This window comes from Shewanella marisflavi, from assembly GCF_002215585.1.
Taxonomy (GTDB): domain Bacteria; phylum Pseudomonadota; class Gammaproteobacteria; order Enterobacterales; family Shewanellaceae; genus Shewanella; species Shewanella marisflavi.
Map to the genome: position 1 here is coordinate 2,745,823 of NZ_CP022272.1, position 24,307 is coordinate 2,770,129.

18 protein-coding genes and 15 tRNA genes are annotated in these 24,307 nt (G+C 49.9%); 14 read left to right on the plus strand and 19 right to left on the minus strand.

Annotated elements, in window-relative coordinates:
- Nucleotides 1–15 precede the first annotated feature (15 nt).
- The 6 genes from CFF01_RS12085 to CFF01_RS12110 all read right to left on the minus strand — a co-directional run bounded on the left by CFF01_RS12085 (nt 16) and on the right by CFF01_RS12110 (nt 6,636).
- Entirely contained in the window at nt 16–909 is an 894-nt protein-coding gene (locus CFF01_RS12085; protein WP_088904955.1) for a chemotaxis protein CheV, read from the minus strand.
- A gap of 94 nt (nt 910–1,003) precedes the next feature.
- Nucleotides 1,004–2,395 (minus strand): phospholipase D family protein, encoded by a 1,392-nt coding sequence (locus tag CFF01_RS12090; protein WP_232479433.1) that lies wholly within the window; start codon nt 2,393–2,395, stop codon nt 1,004–1,006.
- A 185-nt stretch (nt 2,396–2,580) separates the two neighbouring features.
- The gene (locus CFF01_RS12095) at nt 2,581–3,051 is read right to left on the minus strand and encodes a dual specificity protein phosphatase family protein (protein ID WP_088904957.1); all 471 of its coding nucleotides are present in this window, start codon (nt 3,049–3,051) and stop codon (nt 2,581–2,583) included.
- Nucleotides 3,052–3,093: 42 nt separating this feature from the next.
- The gene (locus CFF01_RS12100) at nt 3,094–4,389 is read right to left on the minus strand and encodes a DEAD/DEAH box helicase (RefSeq protein ID WP_088904958.1); all 1,296 of its coding nucleotides are present in this window, start codon (nt 4,387–4,389) and stop codon (nt 3,094–3,096) included.
- Between the two features lie 136 nt (nt 4,390–4,525).
- Nucleotides 4,526–5,125, minus strand: a complete 600-nt coding sequence (locus tag CFF01_RS12105; protein ID WP_088904959.1) for a methylated-DNA--[protein]-cysteine S-methyltransferase — start codon at nt 5,123–5,125, stop codon at nt 4,526–4,528.
- Nucleotides 5,122–6,636: a DNA-3-methyladenine glycosylase 2 family protein gene (locus CFF01_RS12110; protein WP_088904960.1), complete on the minus strand. Its 1,515-nt coding sequence runs from the start codon at nt 6,634–6,636 to the stop codon at nt 5,122–5,124. The genes CFF01_RS12105 and CFF01_RS12110 overlap by 4 nt, the downstream gene beginning before the upstream one ends.
- A 230-nt stretch (nt 6,637–6,866) precedes the next feature.
- On the opposite strand from CFF01_RS12110, the gene CFF01_RS12115 reads away from it, so the two are divergent.
- On the plus strand, nt 6,867–8,696 hold the full coding sequence (locus CFF01_RS12115) for an ABC transporter ATP-binding protein (protein WP_033540050.1): 1,830 nt from the start codon (nt 6,867–6,869) through the stop codon (nt 8,694–8,696).
- Between the two features lie 73 nt (nt 8,697–8,769).
- Here CFF01_RS12115 and CFF01_RS12120 read toward each other — a convergent pair whose 3' ends face one another.
- The 12 genes from CFF01_RS12120 to gltX all read right to left on the minus strand — a co-directional run bounded on the left by CFF01_RS12120 (nt 8,770) and on the right by gltX (nt 13,128).
- A complete protein-coding gene (locus CFF01_RS12120; protein ID WP_088904961.1) occupies nt 8,770–9,270 on the minus strand; it encodes a cytochrome P460 family protein in 501 nt (166 codons plus the stop codon).
- 106 nt (nt 9,271–9,376) lie between these two features.
- Nucleotides 9,377–9,847 carry a GNAT family N-acetyltransferase gene (locus CFF01_RS12125; protein WP_157704991.1) on the minus strand — a complete coding sequence of 157 codons (471 nt, stop codon included), beginning with the start codon at nt 9,845–9,847 and terminating at the stop codon, nt 9,377–9,379.
- A gap of 282 nt (nt 9,848–10,129) precedes the next feature.
- Nucleotides 10,130–10,205 (minus strand) — tRNA-Ala (locus CFF01_RS12130).
- Nucleotides 10,206–10,279: 74 nt separating this feature from the next.
- Nucleotides 10,280–10,355: transfer RNA gene (locus CFF01_RS12135), tRNA-Glu, on the minus strand.
- A gap of 108 nt (nt 10,356–10,463) precedes the next feature.
- Nucleotides 10,464–10,539, minus strand: a tRNA-Glu gene (locus tag CFF01_RS12140).
- Between the two features lie 108 nt (nt 10,540–10,647).
- Nucleotides 10,648–10,723 (minus strand) — tRNA-Glu (locus CFF01_RS12145).
- A 108-nt stretch (nt 10,724–10,831) separates the two neighbouring features.
- A tRNA-Glu gene (locus CFF01_RS12150) sits at nt 10,832–10,907 on the minus strand.
- A gap of 108 nt (nt 10,908–11,015) precedes the next feature.
- Nucleotides 11,016–11,091 (minus strand) — tRNA-Glu (locus CFF01_RS12155).
- Between the two features lie 108 nt (nt 11,092–11,199).
- A tRNA-Glu gene (locus tag CFF01_RS12160) sits at nt 11,200–11,275 on the minus strand.
- 107 nt (nt 11,276–11,382) lie between these two features.
- Nucleotides 11,383–11,458: transfer RNA gene (locus tag CFF01_RS12165), tRNA-Glu, on the minus strand.
- Nucleotides 11,459–11,539: 81 nt separating this feature from the next.
- Nucleotides 11,540–11,615 (minus strand) — tRNA-Ala (locus CFF01_RS12170).
- Between the two features lie 103 nt (nt 11,616–11,718).
- Entirely contained in the window at nt 11,719–13,128 is a 1,410-nt protein-coding gene (gene gltX, locus CFF01_RS12175; protein ID WP_088904963.1) for a glutamate--tRNA ligase, read from the minus strand.
- 758 nt (nt 13,129–13,886) lie between these two features.
- Between gltX and CFF01_RS12180 the strand changes: the two genes are divergently transcribed.
- The 13 genes from CFF01_RS12180 to CFF01_RS12240 all read left to right on the plus strand — a co-directional run bounded on the left by CFF01_RS12180 (nt 13,887) and on the right by CFF01_RS12240 (nt 22,973).
- Nucleotides 13,887–13,962 (plus strand) — tRNA-Val (locus CFF01_RS12180).
- Between the two features lie 35 nt (nt 13,963–13,997).
- Nucleotides 13,998–14,073, plus strand: a tRNA-Val gene (locus CFF01_RS12185).
- A gap of 54 nt (nt 14,074–14,127) precedes the next feature.
- A tRNA-Val gene (locus tag CFF01_RS12190) sits at nt 14,128–14,203 on the plus strand.
- A 40-nt stretch (nt 14,204–14,243) separates the two neighbouring features.
- A tRNA-Val gene (locus tag CFF01_RS12195) sits at nt 14,244–14,319 on the plus strand.
- Nucleotides 14,320–14,357: 38 nt separating this feature from the next.
- Nucleotides 14,358–14,433, plus strand: a tRNA-Val gene (locus CFF01_RS12200).
- Between the two features lie 43 nt (nt 14,434–14,476).
- A tRNA-Val gene (locus tag CFF01_RS12205) sits at nt 14,477–14,552 on the plus strand.
- Between the two features lie 152 nt (nt 14,553–14,704).
- Nucleotides 14,705–14,932, plus strand: a complete 228-nt coding sequence (locus CFF01_RS12210; protein WP_088904964.1) for a hypothetical protein — start codon at nt 14,705–14,707, stop codon at nt 14,930–14,932.
- A 134-nt stretch (nt 14,933–15,066) separates the two neighbouring features.
- Entirely contained in the window at nt 15,067–16,311 is a 1,245-nt protein-coding gene (locus CFF01_RS12215; RefSeq protein WP_088904965.1) for an MFS transporter, read from the plus strand.
- A 297-nt stretch (nt 16,312–16,608) separates the two neighbouring features.
- On the plus strand, nt 16,609–17,574 hold the full coding sequence (locus CFF01_RS12220) for a TRAP transporter substrate-binding protein (RefSeq protein ID WP_232479563.1): 966 nt from the start codon (nt 16,609–16,611) through the stop codon (nt 17,572–17,574).
- A gap of 87 nt (nt 17,575–17,661) precedes the next feature.
- Nucleotides 17,662–18,300 carry a TRAP transporter small permease gene (locus CFF01_RS12225; RefSeq protein WP_088904967.1) on the plus strand — a complete coding sequence of 213 codons (639 nt, stop codon included), beginning with the start codon at nt 17,662–17,664 and terminating at the stop codon, nt 18,298–18,300.
- The gene (locus tag CFF01_RS12230) at nt 18,300–19,697 is read left to right on the plus strand and encodes a TRAP transporter large permease (protein ID WP_088904968.1); all 1,398 of its coding nucleotides are present in this window, start codon (nt 18,300–18,302) and stop codon (nt 19,695–19,697) included. Before CFF01_RS12225 ends, CFF01_RS12230 begins: the two co-directional genes overlap by 1 nt.
- Nucleotides 19,698–19,779: 82 nt before the next feature.
- The gene (locus CFF01_RS12235) at nt 19,780–21,603 is read left to right on the plus strand and encodes a sensor histidine kinase (RefSeq protein WP_088904969.1); all 1,824 of its coding nucleotides are present in this window, start codon (nt 19,780–19,782) and stop codon (nt 21,601–21,603) included.
- 2 nt (nt 21,604–21,605) lie between these two features.
- Nucleotides 21,606–22,973: a sigma-54-dependent transcriptional regulator gene (locus CFF01_RS12240; protein ID WP_033540059.1), complete on the plus strand. Its 1,368-nt coding sequence runs from the start codon at nt 21,606–21,608 to the stop codon at nt 22,971–22,973.
- 11 nt (nt 22,974–22,984) lie between these two features.
- Here CFF01_RS12240 and CFF01_RS12245 read toward each other — a convergent pair whose 3' ends face one another.
- On the minus strand, nt 22,985–24,202 hold the full coding sequence (locus CFF01_RS12245; RefSeq protein ID WP_088904970.1) for an MFS transporter: 1,218 nt from the start codon (nt 24,200–24,202) through the stop codon (nt 22,985–22,987).
- Nucleotides 24,203–24,307: the final 105 nt, after the last annotated feature.

A 24,307-nucleotide genomic window follows, 5' to 3' on the forward strand; every position in this document is an offset into this window, starting at 1 on the left:
ACAAAAATCTAATCTTTACTCTGCTTGATGCCGCTTAGCCCCTCTGAGCATCGCCTCGATCAACTCATGAGCATCGAACTTGGTCAGGGCTTCATTTGCGCCCACCTGATGGGCCTGGCTCACACTGATCTCGCTAGAGAGAGAGGTATGCAAAATAATATAGGCATCGGCTAAGGCTGGAGTGTTCTTCACCTCGAACGCCAGCTCGTAACCATCAAGGCCTGGCATCTCGATATCGCTCACCAAGAGATCTACCGGACGACCTTCCTGGGCAGCATGTTCCATGATAGAGAGGGCTTCGCGGCCATCTGACGTGACCAGATAAGGGATATTGATGCTGTCCAGCGCATCGCTAAGTTGTTTGCGAGCCACCATAGAATCATCCACCAGCAGAATATTCAGCGGCTTTAAGATCTCTCGCTGCACGTCGGTTAAGATAGCGCGCTGGGCTGCGGGATTAGCAGGAAATATCTTTGACAATAGCAGCTCAACATCCAAGAGCTGCACCAACTTATCATCGACACGGGTCACCCCCGTGAGGAAAGCATGTTTTCCCAAGTTCTCTGGCGGCGATTCAATATCGCGCCAATTGCACTCAATGATCTTATCTATACTACGCACCAGAAACCCCATCACCATGCGTTGGCAATCGGTAATGATGATATAAGCGTTGGCACGCTCTTCTTGGGTGATTGGCGCATAGCCTACGGCGGCGGCCATATCGATAATGGGAATAGTATGGCCCCGCACGGTCGCAGCGCCAAGAATGGCGGGATGGGATTGGGGAATGGCGCTGAGATTGGTATAGGGAACCAGTTCACGAATTTTCAAGGTTCCCAGGGCAAACAGCTGAGTGTGCGACAAGCGGAACAACAGCAACCCTTGAGATTGGCTCGCCTTACTTTTCATAATCTTACCGACATTCTTATGTTTATTTATCGATGAGTTTAACCCTAGCACAGCCTGATTAAATTGACGATGCTCAAGGCTTGATAATTTATCTCTACAACTGAGATTCTATCGGCAATAGACCGATGAAGTCTGCCATAAAACGGCGCCAGAAACTGGCATCGGGATCGGCATAATAGATCTTACCGTCAAAATCATCGTGCCAGATTAACTCATCCCCCTGCAGGGCCAAACGATAGCTGCTGCGCTTAAGGGATTGCTCGATAGAGGAAACCACTTCGCGTGCAAACTCGCTCTGCTCGACTATCAACCCCATCTCTGTGTTAATCCAAGCCGATCTCGGGTCGAAATTAAAAGAACCAACAAACACCGACTTTCGGTCCAAAATAAAGGTTTTGGCGTGCAGACTCGTGCGCGAACTGCCTTTCCAGGCACTGGGACGGCGATTGATATCGACTTTTACCTCATACAAGGCGATACCATTTTCCAGCAGACGCTGACGATACTGTTTGTAGCCTGCATGCACCGCCAGTACATCTGTGGCCGCTAAACTGTTAGTGACGACTGTGATCGCGATACCTCGCTTAGCGGCATTAATCAACGCCTGAGTGCCTGAATCGGTTGGCACAAAATAGGGCGATACAATCAATACCTCTTTTCGCGCCTGGGCAAGAAACTCACCGAGATCAGAGAGCAGCCATTCTTGTTTAGACTCGCTATTTGCCTTCTGGGGTGGATCAAAAATCAGCTCGGCATCCCCCCAATACCAGGGAATCCCTTTTTGGGTGATCTGTTTTACAAGTTCGCTGAATTCGAGTCGCTCAAGGTACTCATCGTGAACAAAATTTTGTTTATTTGTGGCCATGGCTTTAGCTGCGGCCTGATGCATTTCGCTGGTCGCCGCCGGCACCAGATTCGTAATACTCTCCACCTGCTCGCTATTCCAATACAGATCAAATTGATCCGATACCTGGTCCACCACGGCGCCTATGGTCAAAAGATCAAAGTCGCCGAAGTCTACATCGCTGTTCTTGGAAAAATACTCATTTCCTATATTGCGCCCGCCGACAATGGTGATCTGATTATCTACGGTGAGCGATTTATTGTGCATCCTATGATTAAGGCGTGAAAATCCAGTCAACATCGCCACACTTCTGAAAGTGCGCTCATAGGACGGGTTGAACAAACGGATCTCGATATTAGGATGACTTGCCAACAGGATCAGGGCATCGTCCAAGGTTTTAGTGGTGAGATCATCGAGCAGCACCCGCACCCGCACCCCGCGTTCGGCGGCATCTATCAGATACCAGCTCAACAGGCGGCCGGTCTCATCGTTATGGTAGATATAATATTGCAGATCGATACTGGTACGCGCAGACTTGACGATGGCAAGACGCGCAGCAAAAGCATTGACACCAGAGGAGAGAGGTAAGATACCGGTTTTACCTGGATGCGCCGACAAATCATCGGTCAGATATCGCGTCATCGGGGAATTATCTGGCGTCTCAAGTTTATAACTCGGTGTTACCGGATGGGGAGGTGGCAAGCTGCTACAAGCAGACATTGCCAATATAAAGAATAAAACCAGGCTATTTTTTACCATTGAGAATTTCATAACGTCCTGTAAAACCTTTTGATATCAGCGCCTAGGCTATAACATAGGTATTAGTATCACGCCTGTAAAGCATATAAAACATCATAAACAAATTGATCCCACCCGTCGGAACTAAAGGCGATATCGCGTACGGCTCGAACCTGACTTACCGCGTGCAAAGGCGCCGCGCCATTTTCCATCAGATAATAGGCCATCAGTAGACCGGTTCTGTCTTTGCCAGAGCGGCAGTGGATCATAACCGTTAAGCCTTGAGCCTCACACTCGCGGATAAAGGCCAGGGCCTTGGGCAACTGGGCCACACATAACGCCTGGTCGCCCTCTTGAGGTGGAATATTCTCCGATAGAGGAATGCAGGCGTAGCGAAGGTCCAGCCTAGCCATCTCTTCGGGATCACAGAGTTCCCCCTGGTTAACCGATAAAATAGCATCGATCCCCTCAGCCTTAAGCTGCCCGAGATCCCACTGGATCAAATTCGGGCCACAACGACCGGCAATCACGCCTTCTACTAACCAAAACAGCTGCTGCATACGCCCTACTTTTTCTCAATATCTGCCATTAAACGCCGCATACTATGACGGATTCTTCCAGATCCCGTCATTGATCTTTGGTAACTTTTTACGCTTTTTTTTACCGGTTCCGGCGGGCTTTGCCACAGGTTTCCCTTGGCGTGATGGACAATCTTGCGGCGCTTCGTCGTCGGCCTCGAAACCAGCATACTGCTCTCTTGGCAGACGCAGCTTATTTTTCTTTTCTATTACTGAAAAATGATGATATTCATCGTGGCTGATCAGCGAAATGGCTTCTCCCTGCTCCCCTGCGCGACCACTACGCCCAATGCGATGCATGTAATCTGCGGGGCTACGTGGCAGCTCAAAGTTAATCACCACAGGTAACTTGTCGATATCGATGCCGCGAGCCGCTATGTCTGTAGCGATCAGCACGGTTGTCTCGCCGCTTTTGAAATCCTCAAGTACACGGCTTCGGGTCCCCTGGGCCTTATCGCCATGGAAGACTTGCGCGCTAATGCCGCGCTTGGCCAGTTTCTGCGCCAGGTGATCACAGCTACGCTTGGCACTGGCAAACACCAATACCTGACGCCACTCACTAGTCTTAATCAGTTCGGCCAGCAATGCCGTCTTACTGCTACGATTGACCGTATAGACGCGCTGGATAATATCGGCGCGCTCTTCATCTTGCAGTTCAACCACCTCAGGGTCGACCAACAGCGCGTTGGTCAGTTCTCGCACCTCTTCAGGAAAGGTCGCCGAAAACAGCAGTGTCTGTTTCTGCTTAGGTAAAAGCTTTAGGATCTCGGCGAGTTCTTCAGTAAAACCCAGGTTGAGCATACGGTCGGCTTCATCAAGCACCAGTGCCTTAAGCTGAGATAAGTTAACCGCATTGCTAGAGACAAGATCCAACAGACGACCAGGAGTCGCCACCAAAATATCTGTGCCGCCGCGCAGCGCCAGCATCTGGGTATTGATAGAAACACCACCAAAAACGGCAACCACTTTCGCCCGGGGAGCCAGTTCTCCGCCGTAGCTGATAAAACTGTCAGCCACCTGCTGGGCTAATTCACGGGTCGGCACCAAGACCAAACCACTGACATGATTACCGCCGCTAGCCCTTTGCCCCGCCAGTTTTTGTAATAAAGGTAAGGCAAAAGCCGCCGTCTTACCCGACCCCGTCTTAGCGCCGGCCAACAGATCACGTCCGGCTAGGATAGCGGGGATCGCCTTGGCCTGAATGGGCGTGGCCTTTTGATAGCCAAGGTGATTCAGCCTGGCTTGTAATGCCTTAACCAAATTCAACTGGCTAAATTCAACCGTCGACACGGGCAGTTCTGAAGGAGCGGATGGGGTCATGATAAAAGTAAGCTACCAATACAAAATACAGCCGACTATTGTACCTAAGATTGGTCCACAACACCTAATCTTTAGCGCATCATCTTTATCAGATTATATTTGCGATATCACCTTGGCCACATCAGCCAACCAGACGCTAGCGGCCAAGATCTGACTCAAGGCTTGCGATATTGGCCTCTAACGTCAGCAGCTTTTGCTTTATCGTCAGCCCATAGGCATAGCCGGTTAAGGCGCCCCCTTTACCGATAATACGATGGCAAGGAATGATGATGGCGATACGATTGGCACCATTAGCACTGCCGACGGCACGCACCGCTTTGGGATTGCCTATGGCATTAGCGATGTCGCTATAACTGGCGGCCTGGCCAAAGGGGTGAGTCAACAAAGCTTGCCACACCTGATGCTGAAAAGCCGTCCCCACAGGCGCCAGCGCTACGCTAAAGGCTTTCAGTTGACCAGCAAAATATGCTACCAACTCCTCCTCTGCCTGCTTAAGATGCGCCTCGGCTCTGGCCTGTTCCTGCTCGCTAGCCGTAATAAGACTGACGGGGCGAGCGACAAAGCCGTCGTCTTCTCCAGGCAGAAAGCTTAGGTGTGACAGACCAAACTGATTGGCAGCCAGACTCAAGCGGCCAAGAGGCGTATCGAGCACTTTTTGCGCTAAAGCCTGATCGCCAGCAAGACCAAAGTCGCGGCTTAGGGGCGTGTATTCAAGTTGTGGGTTCTGTGCACTCATTGTTGATTCCATAGTTGCAGGGTGAGATAGCTGCCCCAGGGCGCAACCTCTTGTGCTAATTGATGACTCAGCTCTTGATAATATTTCTGAGCTTGTTTTTTTACCGCCTTAGGGTCTTCACACGCTTGCCTCGGCCATGACCCAGGCGAGTTCAGCAAAAGCTGCTGTTTGACCACGAGATCGCTACTAAGTAGCACATCAGGCAGGCTCAGCCCGCGCAGGCGCACATAATCCAATGTCCAGGGGCCAATGCCTTTTATCTGCAGCCAGGACTCGATATCCGCCTCGGGGGCTTTAGCCACAAATGTCGCCAGCGCCCGAATCGCCTCTTTTCGCACTCCCGGCATCTTCAGCCCTTCCAGGCTGGCACCAGTTAGTTGCTCTGGCTGCGGAAACAGGCGTAGTGTGCGCTCACCCAAGGTTACCGTCTCGCCATAGTCGGCCACCAGTTGTCCCAACAGCTTAACCGCCTGGGTGACGCTCACCTGTTGACCCAATATGGCTCGGCACGCTGCCTCAAAGGGTGACCAGACACCGGGAATACGCATTCCGGCTTGTACCTTGGGCAAGGCAGCCCCTAAGCCGCTCAGTCTATCGCCTATGGTGAGGGGCTCCGCGTCGAGATCTAATAGGCGACGAATATGGCTGACAATCCCTTTTAACTCCCTGAGATCTTCCGCCCTTGCCAGATGAATGTCCACATAAAAGCAGGCCTCCTCTTCACTGTGTTTGGCGGTGAAATGCCCCCTAACGCCATTCAGTGTAAAGCTGCGCCCATAGCTCTGCTCATCAATCCATTCCATCTCTGGAACCATTCTCTGGGTGTAGAAATCCCTGAGATGCGTCCAGTCATAGGGCGGCCGATAGGCAAGTTTTAAGGTCAGTCCCTGTTTAGCCGACGGCGCCTTTGCTCCAGTTTTGCGGATCTCGCTCGGAGTCAATTGCAGCTGCTCTCGAAAGATCTCATTAAAACGTCTGACACTATTAAACCCAGCGGCAAAAGCGACTTGAGTGATCGGCATCTGAGTCTGATGCAGCAACTGTTTGGCAAACATCAACTGCTGATAGAGGGCATATTGCTTGGGAGAGGTTCCTAAGGATTGCTGAAACAGCTGGCGTAGATAACGCTCGCCTATGCCTAAACGCTCGGCCAGTGCGCTCATTGAGATCGCCTGCGGCCCAGCTAACACGCCGGCATTAATCAAATTGAGCGCGCGATTAAGACTCGTCTGCGTACCAAGCCAAGGGTTGGAACCGGGGGCACTGTCGGGTCGGCAACGTAAGCAGGGTCTTAGCCCAGCCTGCGCCGCCGAGATAGCATCAGCGAAATACCTGACATTAGCCTCATTGGCGGGCACAGCCGGACAGATAGGTCGACAATAGATCCCGGTGGAGAAGACACCGACAAAGAAAAGCCCATCGAATCTGGCATCTCGGGACAAACGAGCAATTCGGTATTGCTCCGCTTTGACGGGATCATGTAGCACGCCCTGGCCTGACTTGGCTAGCATGAGGAGTACCCCAAAGATCGCTTAAAATCACATTGCAATGTCACTGAGTTAGGCTCATTTAATATAGGAATAGACTCACTCTAATGGAGGAGAAGTTCAGATACTAGCGGAAAACGGTACTCATGCTAACATGCCCGATTAAGTAACAATACATCGCACTCAACCCGCGGCTACTATATGATTGAGGCATATCAAGTCTGATGATAACCCTCAACTTTATAAGGACTTAAATGTTTAAGCGTTTTGAATCATGGGTTTCTGCTCTACCAGATGATGAGGCAGTACAGCCACCGCGCGGCATCTATAAGTTTTGCCGTCACTACACTCGCGGCTTCGAATTACCATTGGCCTTGATGTCGATACTCACCGCCCTTCTGGCGATACTCGAAGTGTCACTGTTTGCCTTTATGGGTGATCTGGTGGATCTGCTGGCCAACCACAGTCCAGAGACGCTGTTTGCCGAACAGGGTGACAAGTTGTTATTGATGTCGGTATTGGTTCTGGTGGTTATCCCGTCTCTGGTGCTGCTTCATGCCCTTGTTGTCTACCAAGGTCTGCTGGGCAACTATCCCATGTCGATCCGCTGGCTTGCCCACCGTTATCTGCTCAAACAGAGCATCTCTTTTTACCAAAACGATTTTGCCGGGCGTATCGCCACTAAGGTGATGCAAACTTCGCTAGCAGTGCGGGAGACAGTAACTAAGCTATTAGATGTATTGGTTTATATCTTAGTTTACTTTCTTTCTATGCTGGTCATCATCGCCGATGCCGATCTGCGCTTGATGCTACCTATGCTGGCTTGGTTGGCCCTCTATGTCGGCCTGCAATTTTATTTCCTACCCAAGCTGAAAAAGGTCTCCACCGAACAGGCCGATGCGCGCTCCACCATGACAGGGCGTATCGTCGACAGCTACACCAATATCGCCACAGTGAAACTGTTTTCACACACCCAAAAAGAGGCCCAATATGCCAAAGACAGCATGACGGGCTTCCTCGATACCGTGTATCGGCAGATGCGCCTGGTCACTGGTATCAACGTCAGCGTGCAGGTCATTAACTACTTACTTGCCTTTACCGTCGCCGCCGTCTCCATCTGGCTGTGGCGTGACAGCGCCATCACCATAGGGGCCATCGCCGTAGCAGTGAGCTTGTCGCTCCGACTCAACGGTATGTCTCAATGGATCATGTGGGAGATCAGCTCACTGTTCGAAAACATCGGCACGGTTGCCGATGGCATGAATACTCTATCGCGTCCGACCAGCGTGCAAGATAAAGAAAATGCCGCCCAACTTACCGTCTCTCAAGGCGAAATCGCCTTCGAACAGGTGAGTTTTCACTATGGCGAAGCCAGTGGCGTGATAGAAGATCTCAACCTGAAGATCAAACCCGGTGAAAAAGTGGGTCTGGTGGGTCGCTCCGGCGCGGGTAAATCGACTCTGGTGAACCTGCTCATGCGTTTTCACGATGTCGAGCAAGGTTGTATCACCATAGATGGGCAAAATATCCGGGAGGTAAATCAGGACTCGCTGCGAGCAAACATCGGCATGGTGACCCAAGACACCTCTCTGCTGCATCGTTCGATCCGCGACAACATACGTTATGGAAGACCTGACGCCACAGAGGAAGACCTGGAAAATGCCATCAAACAAGCTCAAGCCTATGATTTTATTCAGAGCCTGAGCGATCCTGAGGGCAACCATGGCTTGGATGCCCAAGTCGGTGAGCGCGGTGTAAAACTTTCTGGCGGGCAGCGTCAACGCATTGCCATCGCCAGGGTGCTACTGAAAAACGCTCCGATTTTACTCTTAGATGAAGCCACCTCCGCGCTCGACTCCGAGATTGAGGCCGCAATTCAGGAGAGTCTCTATCAGCTGATGGAAGGTAAAACGGTGATCGCCATTGCCCACCGTCTGTCGACCATTGCCGCCATGGATAGGTTGATCGTGTTAGATCAAGGCAAAATCGTCGAGCAAGGCACGCACCAGGAGCTGATAAAACAAGGTGGGATTTACGCCCAGCTTTGGGCCCATCAAACTGGTGGCTTCCTGGGTGTAGACTAGGTTCTTCACTGTCTCAAACTGGATGCCTAAAGATCTGTTCCTTAGGCATTGCTACCCGCCCTAACCTATTGAGCTAGTTTGTCGGGAACCATCCCGGCTCGGTGAATACCCAGTCATTGTCTTTCACTGGGGTATGACAACTGACACACACCTGCATCCCTCCCTCAAATGGCGTCTGCTCGGCGCCAACCCAACGCGCCCATCCCCAGCCATAGGTGTCGGCATACTTAACCGAGTCCTTGAACATAAACTCGGCATGGACAAAGTCTTTAGGCCCTATCGCCTTAGGCCAGTGAGCTAATTCACCCGCTTTCCACACCACCTTGGCCAGAATGGCACCGTCAGGCCAGGGAGAATGTTCACCGCTACGAGCCGCCTTAATAGCCACGTCATTGCCCAAAATAGCCCTTACCGTATTATTGTCGGTTCTATGGGACACGGCGATGCTTGACCAGGTCTGCCAACCTAGTGGATAGTCAATGCCATGGGAAGGTAAAGGCGTTTTGTCAGCTGCATAACCATTTGATGAAAATAATGAAACGGCTGATAACAGTATTAAAAGAATTGTCTTCATTGTCTGACTCACTCTGTTGCGAAAAGCACAAATTACTGGCTTAACTATTAGTGTGTCAGTGTAGTCTCAATAGGAAAGCTTTGCCGAAGGTAATGTAAGAAAGGAATTATGTAATGAGTTCAAGCTTGGATGAAAAGGCCGTAGCTTTGATATCAAAAAACTTATCATTTCGCTTCTGTTTCATCGCACGATAAAAGAACAAATCAACTAACTTACTTGCGTTAAGCTCCTTTGTCGTAAAGTGAATCTCAACTTGGTTCGGTAAAAGGCTAAAACTAAAATCAAGACTCATATTCAATAGCTTACGTGCAATGGCCTTCCCCCTTGCTTCTTTATCAACATAGATTTGACCGATGTAAGTGACTGATTTTTTGATATGGTGCCTGAAGTAACAATAACCAATAGGACTCTCATCTTCGACCGCAACCATTACCCAACGAAGATACTCAACATCATTAATCTTGCTCTGTGTGATATCAGCTAACACTAAATTCTCAAAGTCTCGTGCTAGTTCACTTGAAACCTCAGACAGGTCGAATTCTGATTGGAAAACATCGAGATCTCTAGATATGAACATCAACATAATTGCCCTAATGCATCAGGTTAACGATTTTCCTGAAGTGCGGCACATAATGCCCCGCTCGGCGAAAGCAGATTAGTTTGGCGAAAATAGGCGAGACACAAGCAATTGGATAGGCTCCTGCTCTGTAAGTATTTGATGGCCTCATTTTGAGGCATCAGGGTGCCAATCAAATTCGTGCCATTGCAGCTGAGGAGATCGAAGGAAGGATAAGAGAAATGACAGATGAAAAAAAACCACCCTATTGGGTGGTTTTTTCCGCGTAACTAAACGCTTATTTGGTGGAGCCTAGCGGGATCGAACCGCTGACCTCAACACTGCCAGTGTTGCGCTCTCCCAGCTGAGCTAAGGCCCCGAAACTGGTTGTGACTATACAGTAAAACCTGAATAAACACAATGTCTTATTTCAAAATTTCTTAAAATAAGAAGTGGTATCCCATAGGGGATTCGAACCCCTGTTACCGCCGTGAAAGGGCGGTGTCCTAGGCCTCTAGACGAATGGGACGCCGTCCTTACGTTTAGACTCCGTAAGCGAGTGAATACTCATTGAAACCTGTAGGCTAAGCTTCAATGCTATCGAATCGTCAACTTAATAGTCAACCACTCAAAAAAGTGGTATCCCATAGGGGATTCGAACCCCTGTTACCGCCGTGAAAGGGCGGTGTCCTAGGCCTCTAGACGAATGGGACACTGTTGGTACCTTATACTCTGTACCGAGTGAATACTCGTTAAAGCCAGTAGGCTATTGCTTCAACGCTATCGAATCGTCAACTTAATCAGTCAACCACTCAAAAAAGTGGTATCCCATAGGGGATTCGAACCCCTGTTACCGCCGTGAAAGGGCGGTGTCCTAGGCCTCTAGACGAATGGGACACTGTTGGTACCTTATACTCTGTACCGAGTGAATACTCATTGAAGCTAGTAGGCTATTGCTTCAACGCTATCGAATCGTCAACTTAATCAGTCAACCACTCAAGAAAGTGGTATCCCATAGGGGATTCGAACCCCTGTTACCGCCGTGAAAGGGCGGTGTCCTAGGCCTCTAGACGAATGGGACACTGTTGGTACCTTATACTCTGTACCGAGTGAATACTCATTGAAGCTAGTAGGCTATTGCTTCAACGCTATCGAATCGTCAACTTAATCAGTCAACCACTCAAAAAAGTGGTATCCCATAGGGGATTCGAACCCCTGTTACCGCCGTGAAAGGGCGGTGTCCTAGGCCTCTAGACGAATGGGACACTGTTGGTACCTTATACTCTGTACCGAGTGAATACTCGTTAAAGCTAGTAGGCTATTGCTTCAACGCTATCGAATCGTCAACTTAATAGTCAACCACTCAAAATAAGTGGTATCCCATAGGGGATTCGAACCCCTGTTACCGCCGTGAAAGGGCGGTGTCCTAGGCCTCTAGACGAATGGGACACTGTTGGTACCTTATACTCTGTACCGAGTGAATACTCGTTAAAGCCAGTAGGCTATTGCTTTAACGCTATCGAATCGTCAACTTAATAGTCAACCACTCAAGAAAGTGGTATCCCATAGGGGATTCGAACCCCTGTTACCGCCGTGAAAGGGCGGTGTCCTAGGCCTCTAGACGAATGGGACACTGTTGGTACCTTATACTCTGTACCGAGTGAATACTCGTTAAAGCTAGTAAGCTATTGCTTCAACGCTTTTCAAATTAGATGGTGGAGCCTAGCGGGATCGAACCGCTGACCTCAACACTGCCAGTGTTGCGCTCTCCCAGCTGAGCTAAGGCCCCTTACCTAACTTGTCACCTTTGAGTGCACCGCGAGCATCTGCCGGCTGTGTCTCAACTGCGAGGCGCATTCTATGCAGCACACCCAAAAGTGTCAACTCGTTTTTTAGGAATTTATTCTATTTGCTACAAATTCAATCGCTTTGGAGATTCTTTGCTCACAACGAGCCTTTCCAACCAAAAATGCGGTTAAATCTACAGCAGGCGACATACCGGCACCCGTCACGGCGACACGCAGTGGCATACCTACCTTACCCATGCCAACTTCTAACTCTTCAGCAGTCGCTTCGATCGCTTGATGAATAGCTTCAACAGTCCATTCGTTTAGCTCAGCAAACTTCTTCTGTAATAACTGCAGCGGCTCTAATGCAACGCCACGCAGATGTTTCTTAGCCGCGGTTTCATCGAAATCATTAAAATCTTCATAGAAGTAGCGGCTAGAGGCTGCCAACTCTTTTAATGTCTTGGCGCGCTCGGCCAGTGCCGAAACCACTTCAGCCAAAGCTGGGCCGTTTGAAGTCTCGATATTTTGATCTTGCATATGCCACTCGAGATGCTTGGCTACATACTCAGGTGCCAGCTCCTTCATATAGTGCTGATTCAACCAGATCAGTTTTTCGGTATTAAAGGCAGATGCCGCCTTATTGATATCATCGAGCTTAAATAGCTGCTTCATCTCGTCAATAGAGAAGACTTCTTGATCGCCGTGTGACCAACCTAGACGCACCAGGTAGTTAAGCAGCGCTTCAGGCAGGTAACCGTCATCACGATATTGCATAACGCCTACAGCACCATGACGCTTAGACAATTTGGCGCCATCGTCACCCAAAATCATCGCTACATGAGCGTATTCTGGTACTGGGGCGTTTAACGCCTTCAGAATATTGATTTGACGCGGCGTATTGTTGATATGATCTTCACCACGTACCACGCAGGTGATCCCCATATCCCAGTCATCGACCACAACACAGAAGTTATATGTCGGCGTGCCATCGGTACGGGCAATGATTAAGTCATCGAGTAAGTCGTTTGAGATCTCGATACGACCACGCACGTGATCATCAAAAACCACACTGCCTTCTGTTGGGTTTTTAAAACGCACCACAAAAGGCTCATCGGTATCACGCGGCGCTTTATCACGACAACAGCCATCATACTTTTGCTGTTCGCCTTTAGCCGCCTGCTCTTCACGCATCGCTTCGATACGCTCACGGCTGCAGTAACACTTATAGGCTGTGCCCTGCTCTAACATCTGCGCGATGATCTCGTTGTAACGATCGAATCGTTTGGTCTGGTAGTAAGGACCCTCATCCCAGTTCAGTCCCAACCACTCCATACCTTCTAAAATTGCAGCACAGGCCTCAGGGGTTGAACGTTCGAGATCCGTGTCTTCGATACGTAAAACAAATTCGCCTTGGTTAGCGCGGGCATATAGCCATGAATAAAGTGCCGTACGAGCACCACCTACATGAAGAAAACCGGTAGGACTTGGAGCAAAGCGCGTCTTAATCGTCATAATGGGACAGTAACCTGTTATCGAATCGTCTAAATATAGACTGAGCTATTTAAATGTGGGGGCTATTCTAACAGCCAAATGGGATAAGAGAAAATAGCTAGCCCGCTGCCTGGGCTCACTAGGCATAAAAAGTTGATCCCCTATCACTGGGGGTTTAGACGCACTGCAATAATTGTGTGCCTTTATTGGCTAAGAGCATATGGGATAAGCACAGCGTTCATAAAAGAGAACCACCAAGGATACGGTTTCCCCAAGCAGTTACACAAATAGGTAGCTTATCCAGGCTAGCTAGAGCCATATCAACGTATCGCCTCTGCTTACTCTATAAAGAGACACGCTAGAGCGCTCGTTCATCTCAACCAATCGTTATTCTCAACCAATAAAGAGTCTTACTCGAACCCTCAGCTTTTCAATTGTAGAAACATGACGATTCGGCGTTGCCCAAACCACAAGCTAAGTGAATGTAACTGCCTGCTTATACTTGCTACAAAGCACAAACACCTCCCCTAGCCTTTTCTTTTGTTCAACAAGCTAACCACAAAGGCTAACGATTTGCCTAAAGCCAAACGAGTAAACCATCTATTGCTGCGCTCAGCATCCCCGCCTCTGTGCAGGCTTTAGTCAGACGGTGATAGTAAATAATCCTGATTTGTTTAACATTAAGTCAATCCGAACAAATTTGAACCGGACTCATTATTTTCTCGAAAAAAGCGTTGACAGTAGATCGTTCCCCCCTATAATACGGCCCCACACAGCGAGGTCGATTAGCTCAGCTGGGAGAGCACCTCCCTTACAAGGAGGGGGTCACTGGTTCGAGCCCAGTATCGACCACCATACACTGTATGGCTGTAACAATTTGAAGTATCCCAGGTCGATTAGCTCAGCTGGGAGAGCACCTCCCTTACAAGGAGGGGGTCACTGGTTCGAGCCCAGTATCGACCACCATATTTTGGTAATACCGAAATAAACACTTCAAATTAACGTTGTGAGATATTCCCAGGTCGATTAGCTCAGCTGGGAGAGCACCTCCCTTACAAGGAGGGGGTCACTGGTTCGAGCCCAGTATCGACCACCATCTCATTTAGTGAGAGAGTATCGAATATAATAATGTCCCAGGTCGATTAGCTCAGCTGGGAGAGCACCTCCCTTACAAGGAGGGGGTCACTGGTTCGAGCCCAGTATCGACCACCATTGTTATCACAATTTGCAAGACTACTGTATTTATCCCAGGTCGATTAGCTCAGCTGGGAGAGCACCTCCCTTACAAGGAGGGGGTCACTGGTTCGAGCCCAGTATCGACCACCATATCTTCAAGGTATGGCTAAGAAAAATCACAGTCAGTATCCCAGGTCGATTAGCTCAGCTGGGAGAGCACCTCCCTTACAAGGAGGGGGTCACTGGTTCGAGCCCAGTATCGACCACCATATTTCTTCTTCATCGCTCAATCCCCCTATTTATAATCAAACAGCCTAGCAACAAGCCTTTGCAGCTTAGATGCGCTATTGCGATTCCCTTAGCCTCAACTATTCTTCATTAAGACTTTGCTCAAACCCAGTATGATTAAAGGTGGTTGACTATGGCCGATGTCACTCAATCTGCGTCGCTCGCAAGCATTGCCGCATACCTTAAGCTCACCCATGATTGTGATGAGCAGCAAGCTATGATCGAAGCCAAAGAGGTGATGCAAAACCTTGTTTCAATGAGGCAAAAGGGCTTTATCACAGGCTGGTACTTCGACACCCAGGGGCATCTGGAATTGCTGCCAAGTGAGGCGATACTCAAACGCATTAATCCCGCCAAATAAGTCGCAAGTCATCCAGAAACATATATCTTAGTGTATCCATTTGTCTCTCCAGCCATTTAAATAAACAAAATACTTTACTTAATATATTGCTGAGGTAAAGTGAGTCTATTCTCAGACTCTTTTGAAAGGCCGTCATGCTCTCCATCAGCTCTTTGAAACCCGCCGAACACAGGACGGCACAAAGCATTCTTGGTGTCACCTTAGTAGTGACCTTAATCAGTGTCGCGGGCATCGCGCTGCCCTACCCTGTGTTAGCACCGCTATTTCATGACAATAGTTCACCACTCACTCAATTTATGGGCCTGCCTAGTGAATTTTTGATGGGGATAGTTCTTGGCATCTATCCCCTTGGAATCATCATAGGCGGCAGTTTTATCGGCAGTTGGTCTGATACCTATGGCCGCAAGCGATTGCTTAGCCTAACCTTAGTCGGCAGTGCATTTGGATATGCCCTCACAGCTCTGGCCGCCTATTCGGAACATTTCTTGCTCTTTTGTCTTGCCCGTTTACTGACTGGGATTTGCGAAGGTAATATTGCTATCGCCAGGGCGATTGCCGCCGATCTGCACCCTCAAATAGATAAAACACGTAGCTTTTCGCTGATCAGCGCCATGGGCTATGGCGGTTACCTTCTAGGTCCTTTGGCCGGTGGGTACCTGATTACCTGGGGAATGGAACTGGTATTTGGCGCAGCGGCAATCGCCTGTCTGTTGTGTGCCCTGCTCAGCCATCAACTACTGCCTCGGCAACTGGATAACCCACAGACCAACGCTGAAAAAGGTTCGAGCTTAGTTCTTCTCAAGGAACCCGCCCTGCGGCGATTTTTCCTGCTCTATCTGCTGCTGACCATGGGGGTAAATTTCTATTACGAATTCTATCCACTGCATCTAGTGCAGCAGCAAGACTTCACGCCGGCGCAGATAAGTTGGGTGACAGTGCTGCTCACCGCTTGCATGATCGCCACCAGCATCTGGTTCACCCCAATGTTACAGCGCAAATTAAATCATGCCAGCGCCAGTCTAGTGGGCATCACGCTATTTGGCGCTTCCCTCGCCTGCTTTCCCTACCTAAGCAATAGCAGCTACCTCATCACCTTTATGACTATCGGTGCAGGGATTGCCATCTACAACAGTTTTCTACCCAGCTATCTTTCTACCGCTTATCAAACCAGGCCTCAAGGGCAACTGATGGGCATGTTGGTGACCATCTTCTGTATCGGTAACCTATTAGCCGCCATCACAGGTGGCCTGTTGGCGATACTCGATGTCAAACTCGTCCTGCTCATTGGTGCCTTTTGTGCAGCCGCCGCAGGAGGTGTTTTATATCACGGTCACTTCAAGGCGCAATATTGGCCTACGCACAAATCGCCGCAACTATGAGACAAACATCAAATTTACTCCAGTCAAAATGGGTGGTTTTCCACCCATTGACCTAAGACGAATGGGCGACATCCTCCCCATCTCTGGCGATTGCCGCCCACCAAGAGTTTTGCAACATGCTGATATAGTTTGATTTACATTATTTAAACATCTTTGGCCTGGTCCTTGCCTATAATTCCTATGAGTTAATCAATTCGCGAACCGGCAGTCGCCCTAAGGCACTGAAGGATTAACAATAAAAGGGATAACAAAATGACCAAACTCAACACCTGTACCTTTATCAAACAGATCGTCAAGATGACCTCAATTGCCGCACTATTGGGGGCCAGCCTCAACAGCTGGGCGGCGCCAACCGAAATTAAGTTTTCACATGTGGTCGCCGAAAACACGCCTAAAGGCCAAATGGCGTTAAAATTTAAAGAGTTAGTCGAAGAGCGTTTACCTGGCGAGTATCAGGTCAATGTGTTCCCTAACTCACAGCTATTTGGTGATAACAACGAACTTTCAGCACTACTGCTAAACGATGTGCAGTTCGTGGCACCGTCACTGTCGAAGTTCGAACGCTACACCAAGAAATTACAGATATTCGACCTTCCTTTCCTGTTTAAAGACATGGATGCCGTCAACCGCTTTCAACAAAGTGAAGCTGGTCAGCAACTGCTGAACTCAATGAAACGCAAAGGGGTTGTTGGCTTAGGCTACCTGCATAACGGCATGAAGCAATTTTCAGCCAGTAGCCCGCTAGTGTTGCCAAAAGATGCCGAAGGTAAGAAGTTCCGCATCATGGCATCTGATGTCTTGGCGGCGCAGTTCCAGGCTGTCGATGCCATTCCAGTGAAGAAGCCTTTCTCTGAAGTCTTTACCCTGCTGCAAACCCGTGCCATCGATGGTCAGGAAAATACCTGGTCAAACATCTACTCTAAGAAGTTTTTTGAAGTACAAAGTAATATCACTGAAAGTAATCACGGCGTACTGGACTACATGGTAGTCACCTCAAACACCTTCTGGAAGTCACTCCCGGCAGACAAGCGTAAAGTCATTAAAGCGTCACTGGATGAAGCGATTGCTTATGGTAATGACATCGCCGCAGCTAAGGTGAACAAGGACAAACAAGCCATCATCGACTCTAAGCGCTCAGAGATCACCTATCTGACACCTGAACAGCGCACCGCATGGGTCGATGCCATGAAGCCTGTATGGGCGCAGTTCGAAGATAAGATTGGTAAAGATCTTATCGATGCAGCTGTTGCATCAAACCAATAATAAGCGCTAACCCCCTAACTTAATAGGAAGATATTGAGGCCGTTTCCAATGGCATTCGGCCTCATTCCTATTTAAGGAGTTCTTGAGATGATATCTCGGTTTTTTTCCCATATCGAAGAGTTAGTGCTCAACACCTTGATCACTTCGATGACCCTACTGGTCTTTGCAGAGGTCATCGCCCGCTTCTTCTTCAACACAGGCTTCTTATGGATCCAGGAGCTCACCCTTACCATCTGCGGCTGGTTCGTTCTCTTTGGCATGTCTTACGGTGTGAGAGTTGGTGCTCATATTGGCGTGGATGCTTTCGTCAGGAAACTCCCTAGAGCTGGGCGTAAATATACCGCCACCTTGGCCGTCGCTATCTGTCTGGCCTACTGCGGCATGTTTCTGGTGGGTAGCTGGGATTATCTGGCCAAGATGTACCAAATTGGCGTACCGATGGAAGATATCGACCTGCCCCATTTCTTAGTCAGCGGCCTCGACCCTGACGCTGCCTGGGAATACCTGCGTATCGACGTGGAAGAACCGGCCGTGCCTTTGTGGATATCCCAGAGTATTTTGCTACTTGGCTTTGCGTTACTCACTTGGCGGTTCCTACAGCTGGGTGTCGCCATCATCACCAACAAGACAGATGGTTTTGTCTTTGCTGATGAAGCTAAGGAGAGCATGCACCTGATCGATCAAGAGGCTCAGGCCGACAACGAGCAGCCGGGAGACAAAAAATAATGACTATAGCAACCCTGTTTATCAGCCTGTTTTTCTGTATGCTCCTAGGCATGCCGATCGCCATTGCGCTGGGTTTTTCCAGCATGTTGACCATCTTGCTGTTCTCCGATGATTCACTGGCCTCGGTCGCCTTAAAACTCTATGAGTCCACCTCAGAGCACTATACCCTGCTGGCGATCCCCTTCTTTATTCTTTCGTCGGCGTTTCTCTCCACCGGTGGCGTCGCGAGGCGTATCATCGAATTTGCCATGGACAGTGTCGGCCATATCCGTGGTGGCTTGGCGATGGCCTCAGTAATGGCCTGTATGCTGTTTGCTGCTGTCTCTGGTTCATCGCCAGCAACTGTGGCCGCTATCGGCTCCATCGTTATTGTCGGCATGGTAAGAGCCGGTTATCCGGAAAAATTTGCCGCAGGGGTGATCACCACCTCGGGCACCTTAGGGATCTTGATCCCCCCCTCTATCGTGATGCTGGTTTATGCGGCCGCTACCGAAGTTTCTGCAGCGCGCATGTTTATGGCAGGCCTTATCCCAGGCCTGATGATGGGGCTATTGTTAATGCTGGCTATCTATATCGTGGCCCGCATTAAAAACCTACCCTCTCGCCCCTTCCCTGGCGTGCGTCCCTTGGCTATTTCAAGTGCTAAAGCAATGGGTGGCCTTGCGCTTATTGTCATCGTTCTGGGTTCCATCTATGGCGGTATCGCCAGCCCCACAGAAGCGGCGGCGGTCGCCTGTGTGTATGCCTATTTTATTGCCGTGTTTGGCTATCGAGATATCGGGCCGCTGAAAAACGTCAGCTGGCGTAACAGCGATGAACCTCTGTTTAGGGCCACAGCACGCAACCTCGCCTTTATGGTGTTGGCTGTTATTAAAACCCCAGCAGACAAAGAGATCCGCCACGTGGTACGTGACGGTGCGAAAGTCAGCATCATGTTGCTGTTTATCATCGCCAACGCCATGCTATTTGCTCATGTGTTAACCACAGAGCGGATCCCCCATATCATCGCAGAAACCATAGTGGGTATGGGACTGCCGGTTTGGGGCTTCCTCATCATAGTCAACTTGCTGCTGCTGGCGGCGGGTAACTTTATGGAGCCATCGGCCATCTTGCTGATCATGGCGCCCATTTTGTTCCCGATCGCAACTCAACTCGGCATAGATCCTATCCATCTAGGTATTATCATGGTGGTGAACATGGAGATAGGTATGTTGACGCCTCCGGTTGGGCTCAATCTATTTGTGACCGCCGGGATCACTGGGCGCAGCATGGGGTGGGTGATTCAATCCTGTATCCCTTGGCTAGTGTTGCTGCTCTTCTTCCTGGCCCTGATCACCTATATTCCGCAGATCTCCCTGTTTCTACCGGAATATATAGATAAGTTAAACGGTTATTAAAATACTTGATTTTGTTTAACAATTGGGCGAGTCTGAAACGGGAACAAGCTCCCACTATTTCAGGCTCGCTTTTCAATTGGACATGCCTTTTATGTCAATAACGATAACAAGAAAAAAATACCTCGGCATCGGCTTAATTATTTTGCTGGGCCTCGCCTTTATCCTACGCGCCGCCTATTGGTTTCATCTAGAACACGGCTATGAGATGACGCGGCAACAATCTAATGCGCAAATGAAAGAGTTACTGAGCTTTCTCTCAGGCTCTCTTAGTCGCTATGAAAGCATTCCTCAAGTGCTATCAACCAATCCCTTGCTGGCTAACGCTTTGGCACAACAAGACGATCCAGAAACCATCACGCCACTCAACCTCTATTTGGAGGAGATCCAAAGCATTACAGAGGCACTGGATATCTATCTGGTCAATATCAATGGCGACGCTATCGCTGCCAGCAACTGGCAACAGAGCTACTCCTTTATCGGCAAAAACTTTGGCTTTCGCCCCTATTTCAAAGACGCAATGAACGGAAAAATGGGGCGTTATTTCGCCGTAGGAACCAGCTCCAACAAGCGTGGTTACTACTTCTCCTACCCTATCTACAACCAAGGCTATCCGATTGCCCCGAATCAGGGCGATGCCAAGGTTGTCGGCGCTATCGTCGTCAAGGTTGATGTCACAGAGATCGAACAACAAAGTACTGGCATGGCCAGAGGTAGCAACTATGAATTTGCTATCAGCGATCCCGACAATATTATTTTCCTCTCCAGTCAACCCAAGTGGCGCCTCACCTCTCTGGTGCCTGTGACCCGTCAACTCAAACAGCACATTACCGCATCACGGCGCTACGCCAACCGCGACATTAATCCGCTAGAGATAGAACCACCCTTTACCGCATCATTGGCGGAAGATTATCAAATCTATCAAATTGGCGGCGATAAGCATGGCAAAGAGTATATGGATAACGCCGCCATGATGAATGATGCCGGCTGGCGGGTGCATATACTTTCCCCTATGGCACCCATCTATCAATCACTGCCGCCACTACTCTTGCTCTATGGCGCCCTCTACCTGTTATGCGCCCTGGCACTGCTGTTTGCTATTGAAAGGCGCAAAAATATCCGCCGCATGCAACAGGCGCACGAACAACTTGAGCAGAGAGTCAAAGAGCGCACTCAAGCGTTGGAAACCAGTCATCAAGAGTTAAAAGAGACGCAGGATGAGCTGATCCAGGCCGCTAAGTTAACGGTTATCGGTAGTCTCTCGGCCAGTATCAACCATGAGATCAACCAGCCGCTGGCAGCTATTCGCAGCTACGCACAAAACACCCAGACGCTGTTGTCCCGCGCTAAGTGGGACGATGTTTCTAGCAATATCATGACCATCATAGAGCTGACCGATCGCCTGGCCGCGATCGTATCGCAATTTAAGAGCTTTACCCGCAAGAGTAAGGGTAACGATAAGGCGGTCAGCGTGGCTCAGTGCATTAAAGATGCCCTAACCATAGTTCAGCCCGAAGTCGATAAACAAGGCATTAATCTTGTGCTCAGAAACACTGACTGTGAGACGCTGATCTGGGGCGACCCCATCCGCTTACAACAGGTATTGATTAATCTGATGAGCAACGCCATGGTGGCCATGCGCGCCAGCAGCCCAAAACAGTTAATCATCAGCGTTAACCTCAATGACCGCGTCGAGATCACCATTGAAGATACCGGCACAGGCATAGATGAGAGTCAGATGCAGAAAATTTTCGACCCTTATTACACCAGCTCCCGTCAGGGTTTGGGACTGGGCCTCTCTATCTCCAGGCGAATCGTCGAGGCAATGCAGGGCAAAATCAGCGTGGCGAATCGCGCCGAAGGTGGCGCCATCTTTAATATTACGCTTCCAATACATGCAGCGGGTTAGCCATGCAAAATCAAATTTTTAATCAATACGATATCCTTATCGTCGACGACGAGCCCTTGATAGGCTCGGCCCTGGTACAGCTGTTTGAATTAGAATCCTACCGCGCCCTCTCCTTAACCGACGCCAAGCAGATTGGTCAGGGACTACCAGATAACTGGCCCGGCATAGTGATCTCAGATGTGAACATGCCCGATACCGATGGCCTCGCCTTGATGCGCACTCTGCTTTCCCAGGACAAAGATATCCCTATCATCTTGCTGACTGGTCACGGTGACATCGCCATGGCGGTACAGGCGCTCAAACAAGGTGCCTACGATTTTATTGAGAAACCTTTTAACAACGAGCATATGCTGGATATCGCCAAGCGCGCCCTGGAAAAACGCGCGCTGACGCTGGAAAACCGCAGCCTGAAGCGGGAGCTTGAATCCCAAAGCACCCCAGGACCGCGTATCTTGGGCCATAGTCCGGGGATCAAGCAGATGCGCCACATCATACATCAGGTGATCGACATGCCCGCCGATGTATTGATTGAGGGTGAAACAGGCACAGGCAAAGAGCTGGTTGCCCGTTATCTGCACGATCACAGCCCTCGCAGTGAGGCCAACTTTGTTGCCATCAACTGCGGCGCTATTCCTGAAACCATCATCGAGAGCGAGCTGTTTGGCGCCGAATCAGGCGCTTTCACCGGCGCCGATAAGACCCGCATCGGCAAGTTCGAGTATGCCAACGGCGGCACACTGTTTCTCGATGAGATTGAGAGCACCCCCTTGTCCTTGCAGGTCAAACTGCTGAGGGTATTGGAAGACAGGAAGGTGGAGCGCCTTGGCTCCAACAAAAGCATAGATTTGGATATTCGCATCATAGCTGCGACTAAGGTAGACCTGAAAACCTTGTGCGATACCGGTGAGTTTCGCCAAGATCTTCTTTACCGTCTTAACCTGGTGACAGTGCCAATCCCGGCCCTTAGGGAGCGACGTGAGGATATCGGATTACTGTTTCTGCACTTTGCCCGCATTGCCTCGGCGCGCTACCACAAGGCACTGATCCCCCTCACTGCGGAATACACGGCTCAGCTGGTCTCCCACGACTGGCCCGGTAATGTACGCGAACTGCGTAACCTGGCCGAGCGCTATGTGTTACTCGGCCCAGAAGCGGCCTTTGCCACCTCGCTGGGTCAAAGCAATCAGCTCAATGCCAATATGTCACTACAACAGCGGGTAGAGTTTTTTGAGCGATTATTGATTGAAGAAGCGCTGAGTAACAACAAGGGCAGCATCAAGCTCACCATGGAGCAGCTCGAACTGCCGCGCAAAACGCTTTATGACAAGATGCAAAAATTCGGTCTCAGCCGAAAGACCTTTCTAAGCTAACCCTTCATCCATTAGCTCGCCGCATCAAGCAGTGGCGAGCGTGGTCTGTGGGTGCGCTTTAGCATCGCCACGATGAGAATCACGCCACTTAGCAATGTCAAGCTGCCAGCCACCACACCGCTCCAGCCCCAATGCTGCCAAAACGGCAACAGGAATGGCCCGCCGAGCGCCGCACCTAAATAGTAGCTACACAAGTAGAGCGCCGTGGCTTTCGCCCTGTGCTGCTGAGCACGTTGGGCCACCCAGGCATTGCAGACGCTATGAAAGGTAAAGAAGCCAAAACTCGACAGCAGGAAACCTATGATGATGGCGCTGCTGGTATCGCCTAGGGTGATCAGGCTACCGACACACATCATCGCCGCCGAGAGTACAAATAGTGGTTGACGCCCTAAGCGTGTCACCCATTTCGCCGAGCGAAATGAGGCATAGGTGCCACTTAGGTAACACAGGAAGATCAGTGTGACCTGAAACTTGCCCCAATAAAATGGCGCCTGCATCAGGTGCAGCTGAATATAGCTAAACTGATTGACCATCACCATAAAGGCGAGCGCGCCTAACAGATAGAGTTTCACTAAGGTGCTGTCACCAAGGTGCAAGCCAAAGCCCTTCAGATCGGCAAGGCCGAAGCGACTCTTGTGTTGACGGCGACGGATCCGCACTCGGTCGAGCCGCGGCAGTAATGCCAGCACACCCATTACACCAGCCAGGGTTAACACAGTCACTAAGCCCATGGCCTCTACCCAGTTTAAATACTCTGTCATCAAACCGCCGAGCAGACGCCCGGCAATCCCTCCAAGGCTGTTGGCGCCTATGTAGATGGCTCCAGCCTTGAGCAGCACGCTGGTATCGAGCAGATCCTTAAAATACGCCATGGCGATGGCTGGCACCGCCGCCAATAACACCCCTTGAAATAAACGCACCGCCACCAGCGCTGAAAAGTCCTGCACCCAGATCAACATGAAATCTGCCACCACCAGCAAAGCCAGGCTCCATAGCAAGGGCTTGCGCCGTCCCAGCTTGTCCGACAGGGTCGCATAAAAGAGCAGCGAAAAGGCCATGGAAAAACTGGTAACCGACAACAACAGGGTGGCGTGCGCCGGTGACACACTAAAACTGCTCGCGATCAGCGGCAACATCCCCTGCACCATATACAGGTTGATGTAGATCACCACGGAGGCCAAAGAGAGGCCCCAGATCAAACGAAGTTGTAGTGCACGGCTGGCTGTCATTTTCTGCGAGTTCAAAGGAGTCGATAGACACAGGCTAACACCGGCGCTAACATAACAAAAATAGATTATAACTATGATGTCGATAAGATGATGTTATAGGTAAAT

What these genes read in the sequence shown, in the direction of transcription:
- CFF01_RS12085 (WP_088904955.1), bottom strand. Translation starts at nt 909, where the DNA reads ATGAAAAGTAAGGCGAGCCAATCTCAAGGGTTGCTGTTGTTCCGCTTG.
- CFF01_RS12235 (WP_088904969.1), top strand. Translation starts at nt 19,780, where the DNA reads ATGCCTTTTATGTCAATAACGATAACAAGAAAAAAATACCTCGGCATC.
- CFF01_RS12120 (WP_088904961.1), bottom strand. Translation starts at nt 9,270, where the DNA reads ATGAAGACAATTCTTTTAATACTGTTATCAGCCGTTTCATTATTTTCA.
- CFF01_RS12245 (WP_088904970.1), bottom strand. Translation starts at nt 24,202, where the DNA reads ATGACAGCCAGCCGTGCACTACAACTTCGTTTGATCTGGGGCCTCTCT.
- CFF01_RS12240 (WP_033540059.1), top strand. Translation starts at nt 21,606, where the DNA reads ATGCAAAATCAAATTTTTAATCAATACGATATCCTTATCGTCGACGAC.
- CFF01_RS12210 (WP_088904964.1), top strand. Translation starts at nt 14,705, where the DNA reads ATGGCCGATGTCACTCAATCTGCGTCGCTCGCAAGCATTGCCGCATAC.
- CFF01_RS12105 (WP_088904959.1), bottom strand. Translation starts at nt 5,125, where the DNA reads ATGAGTGCACAGAACCCACAACTTGAATACACGCCCCTAAGCCGCGAC.
- gltX (WP_088904963.1), bottom strand. Translation starts at nt 13,128, where the DNA reads ATGACGATTAAGACGCGCTTTGCTCCAAGTCCTACCGGTTTTCTTCAT.
- CFF01_RS12225 (WP_088904967.1), top strand. Translation starts at nt 17,662, where the DNA reads ATGATATCTCGGTTTTTTTCCCATATCGAAGAGTTAGTGCTCAACACC.
- CFF01_RS12115 (WP_033540050.1), top strand. Translation starts at nt 6,867, where the DNA reads ATGTTTAAGCGTTTTGAATCATGGGTTTCTGCTCTACCAGATGATGAG.
- CFF01_RS12230 (WP_088904968.1), top strand. Translation starts at nt 18,300, where the DNA reads ATGACTATAGCAACCCTGTTTATCAGCCTGTTTTTCTGTATGCTCCTA.
- CFF01_RS12095 (WP_088904957.1), bottom strand. Translation starts at nt 3,051, where the DNA reads ATGCAGCAGCTGTTTTGGTTAGTAGAAGGCGTGATTGCCGGTCGTTGT.
- CFF01_RS12100 (WP_088904958.1), bottom strand. Translation starts at nt 4,389, where the DNA reads ATGACCCCATCCGCTCCTTCAGAACTGCCCGTGTCGACGGTTGAATTT.
- CFF01_RS12090 (WP_232479433.1), bottom strand. Translation starts at nt 2,395, where the DNA reads ATGACGCGATATCTGACCGATGATTTGTCGGCGCATCCAGGTAAAACC.
- CFF01_RS12110 (WP_088904960.1), bottom strand. Translation starts at nt 6,636, where the DNA reads ATGCTAGCCAAGTCAGGCCAGGGCGTGCTACATGATCCCGTCAAAGCG.
- CFF01_RS12125 (WP_157704991.1), bottom strand. Translation starts at nt 9,847, where the DNA reads ATGTTCATATCTAGAGATCTCGATGTTTTCCAATCAGAATTCGACCTG.
- CFF01_RS12220 (WP_232479563.1), top strand. Translation starts at nt 16,609, where the DNA reads ATGACCTCAATTGCCGCACTATTGGGGGCCAGCCTCAACAGCTGGGCG.
- CFF01_RS12215 (WP_088904965.1), top strand. Translation starts at nt 15,067, where the DNA reads ATGCTCTCCATCAGCTCTTTGAAACCCGCCGAACACAGGACGGCACAA.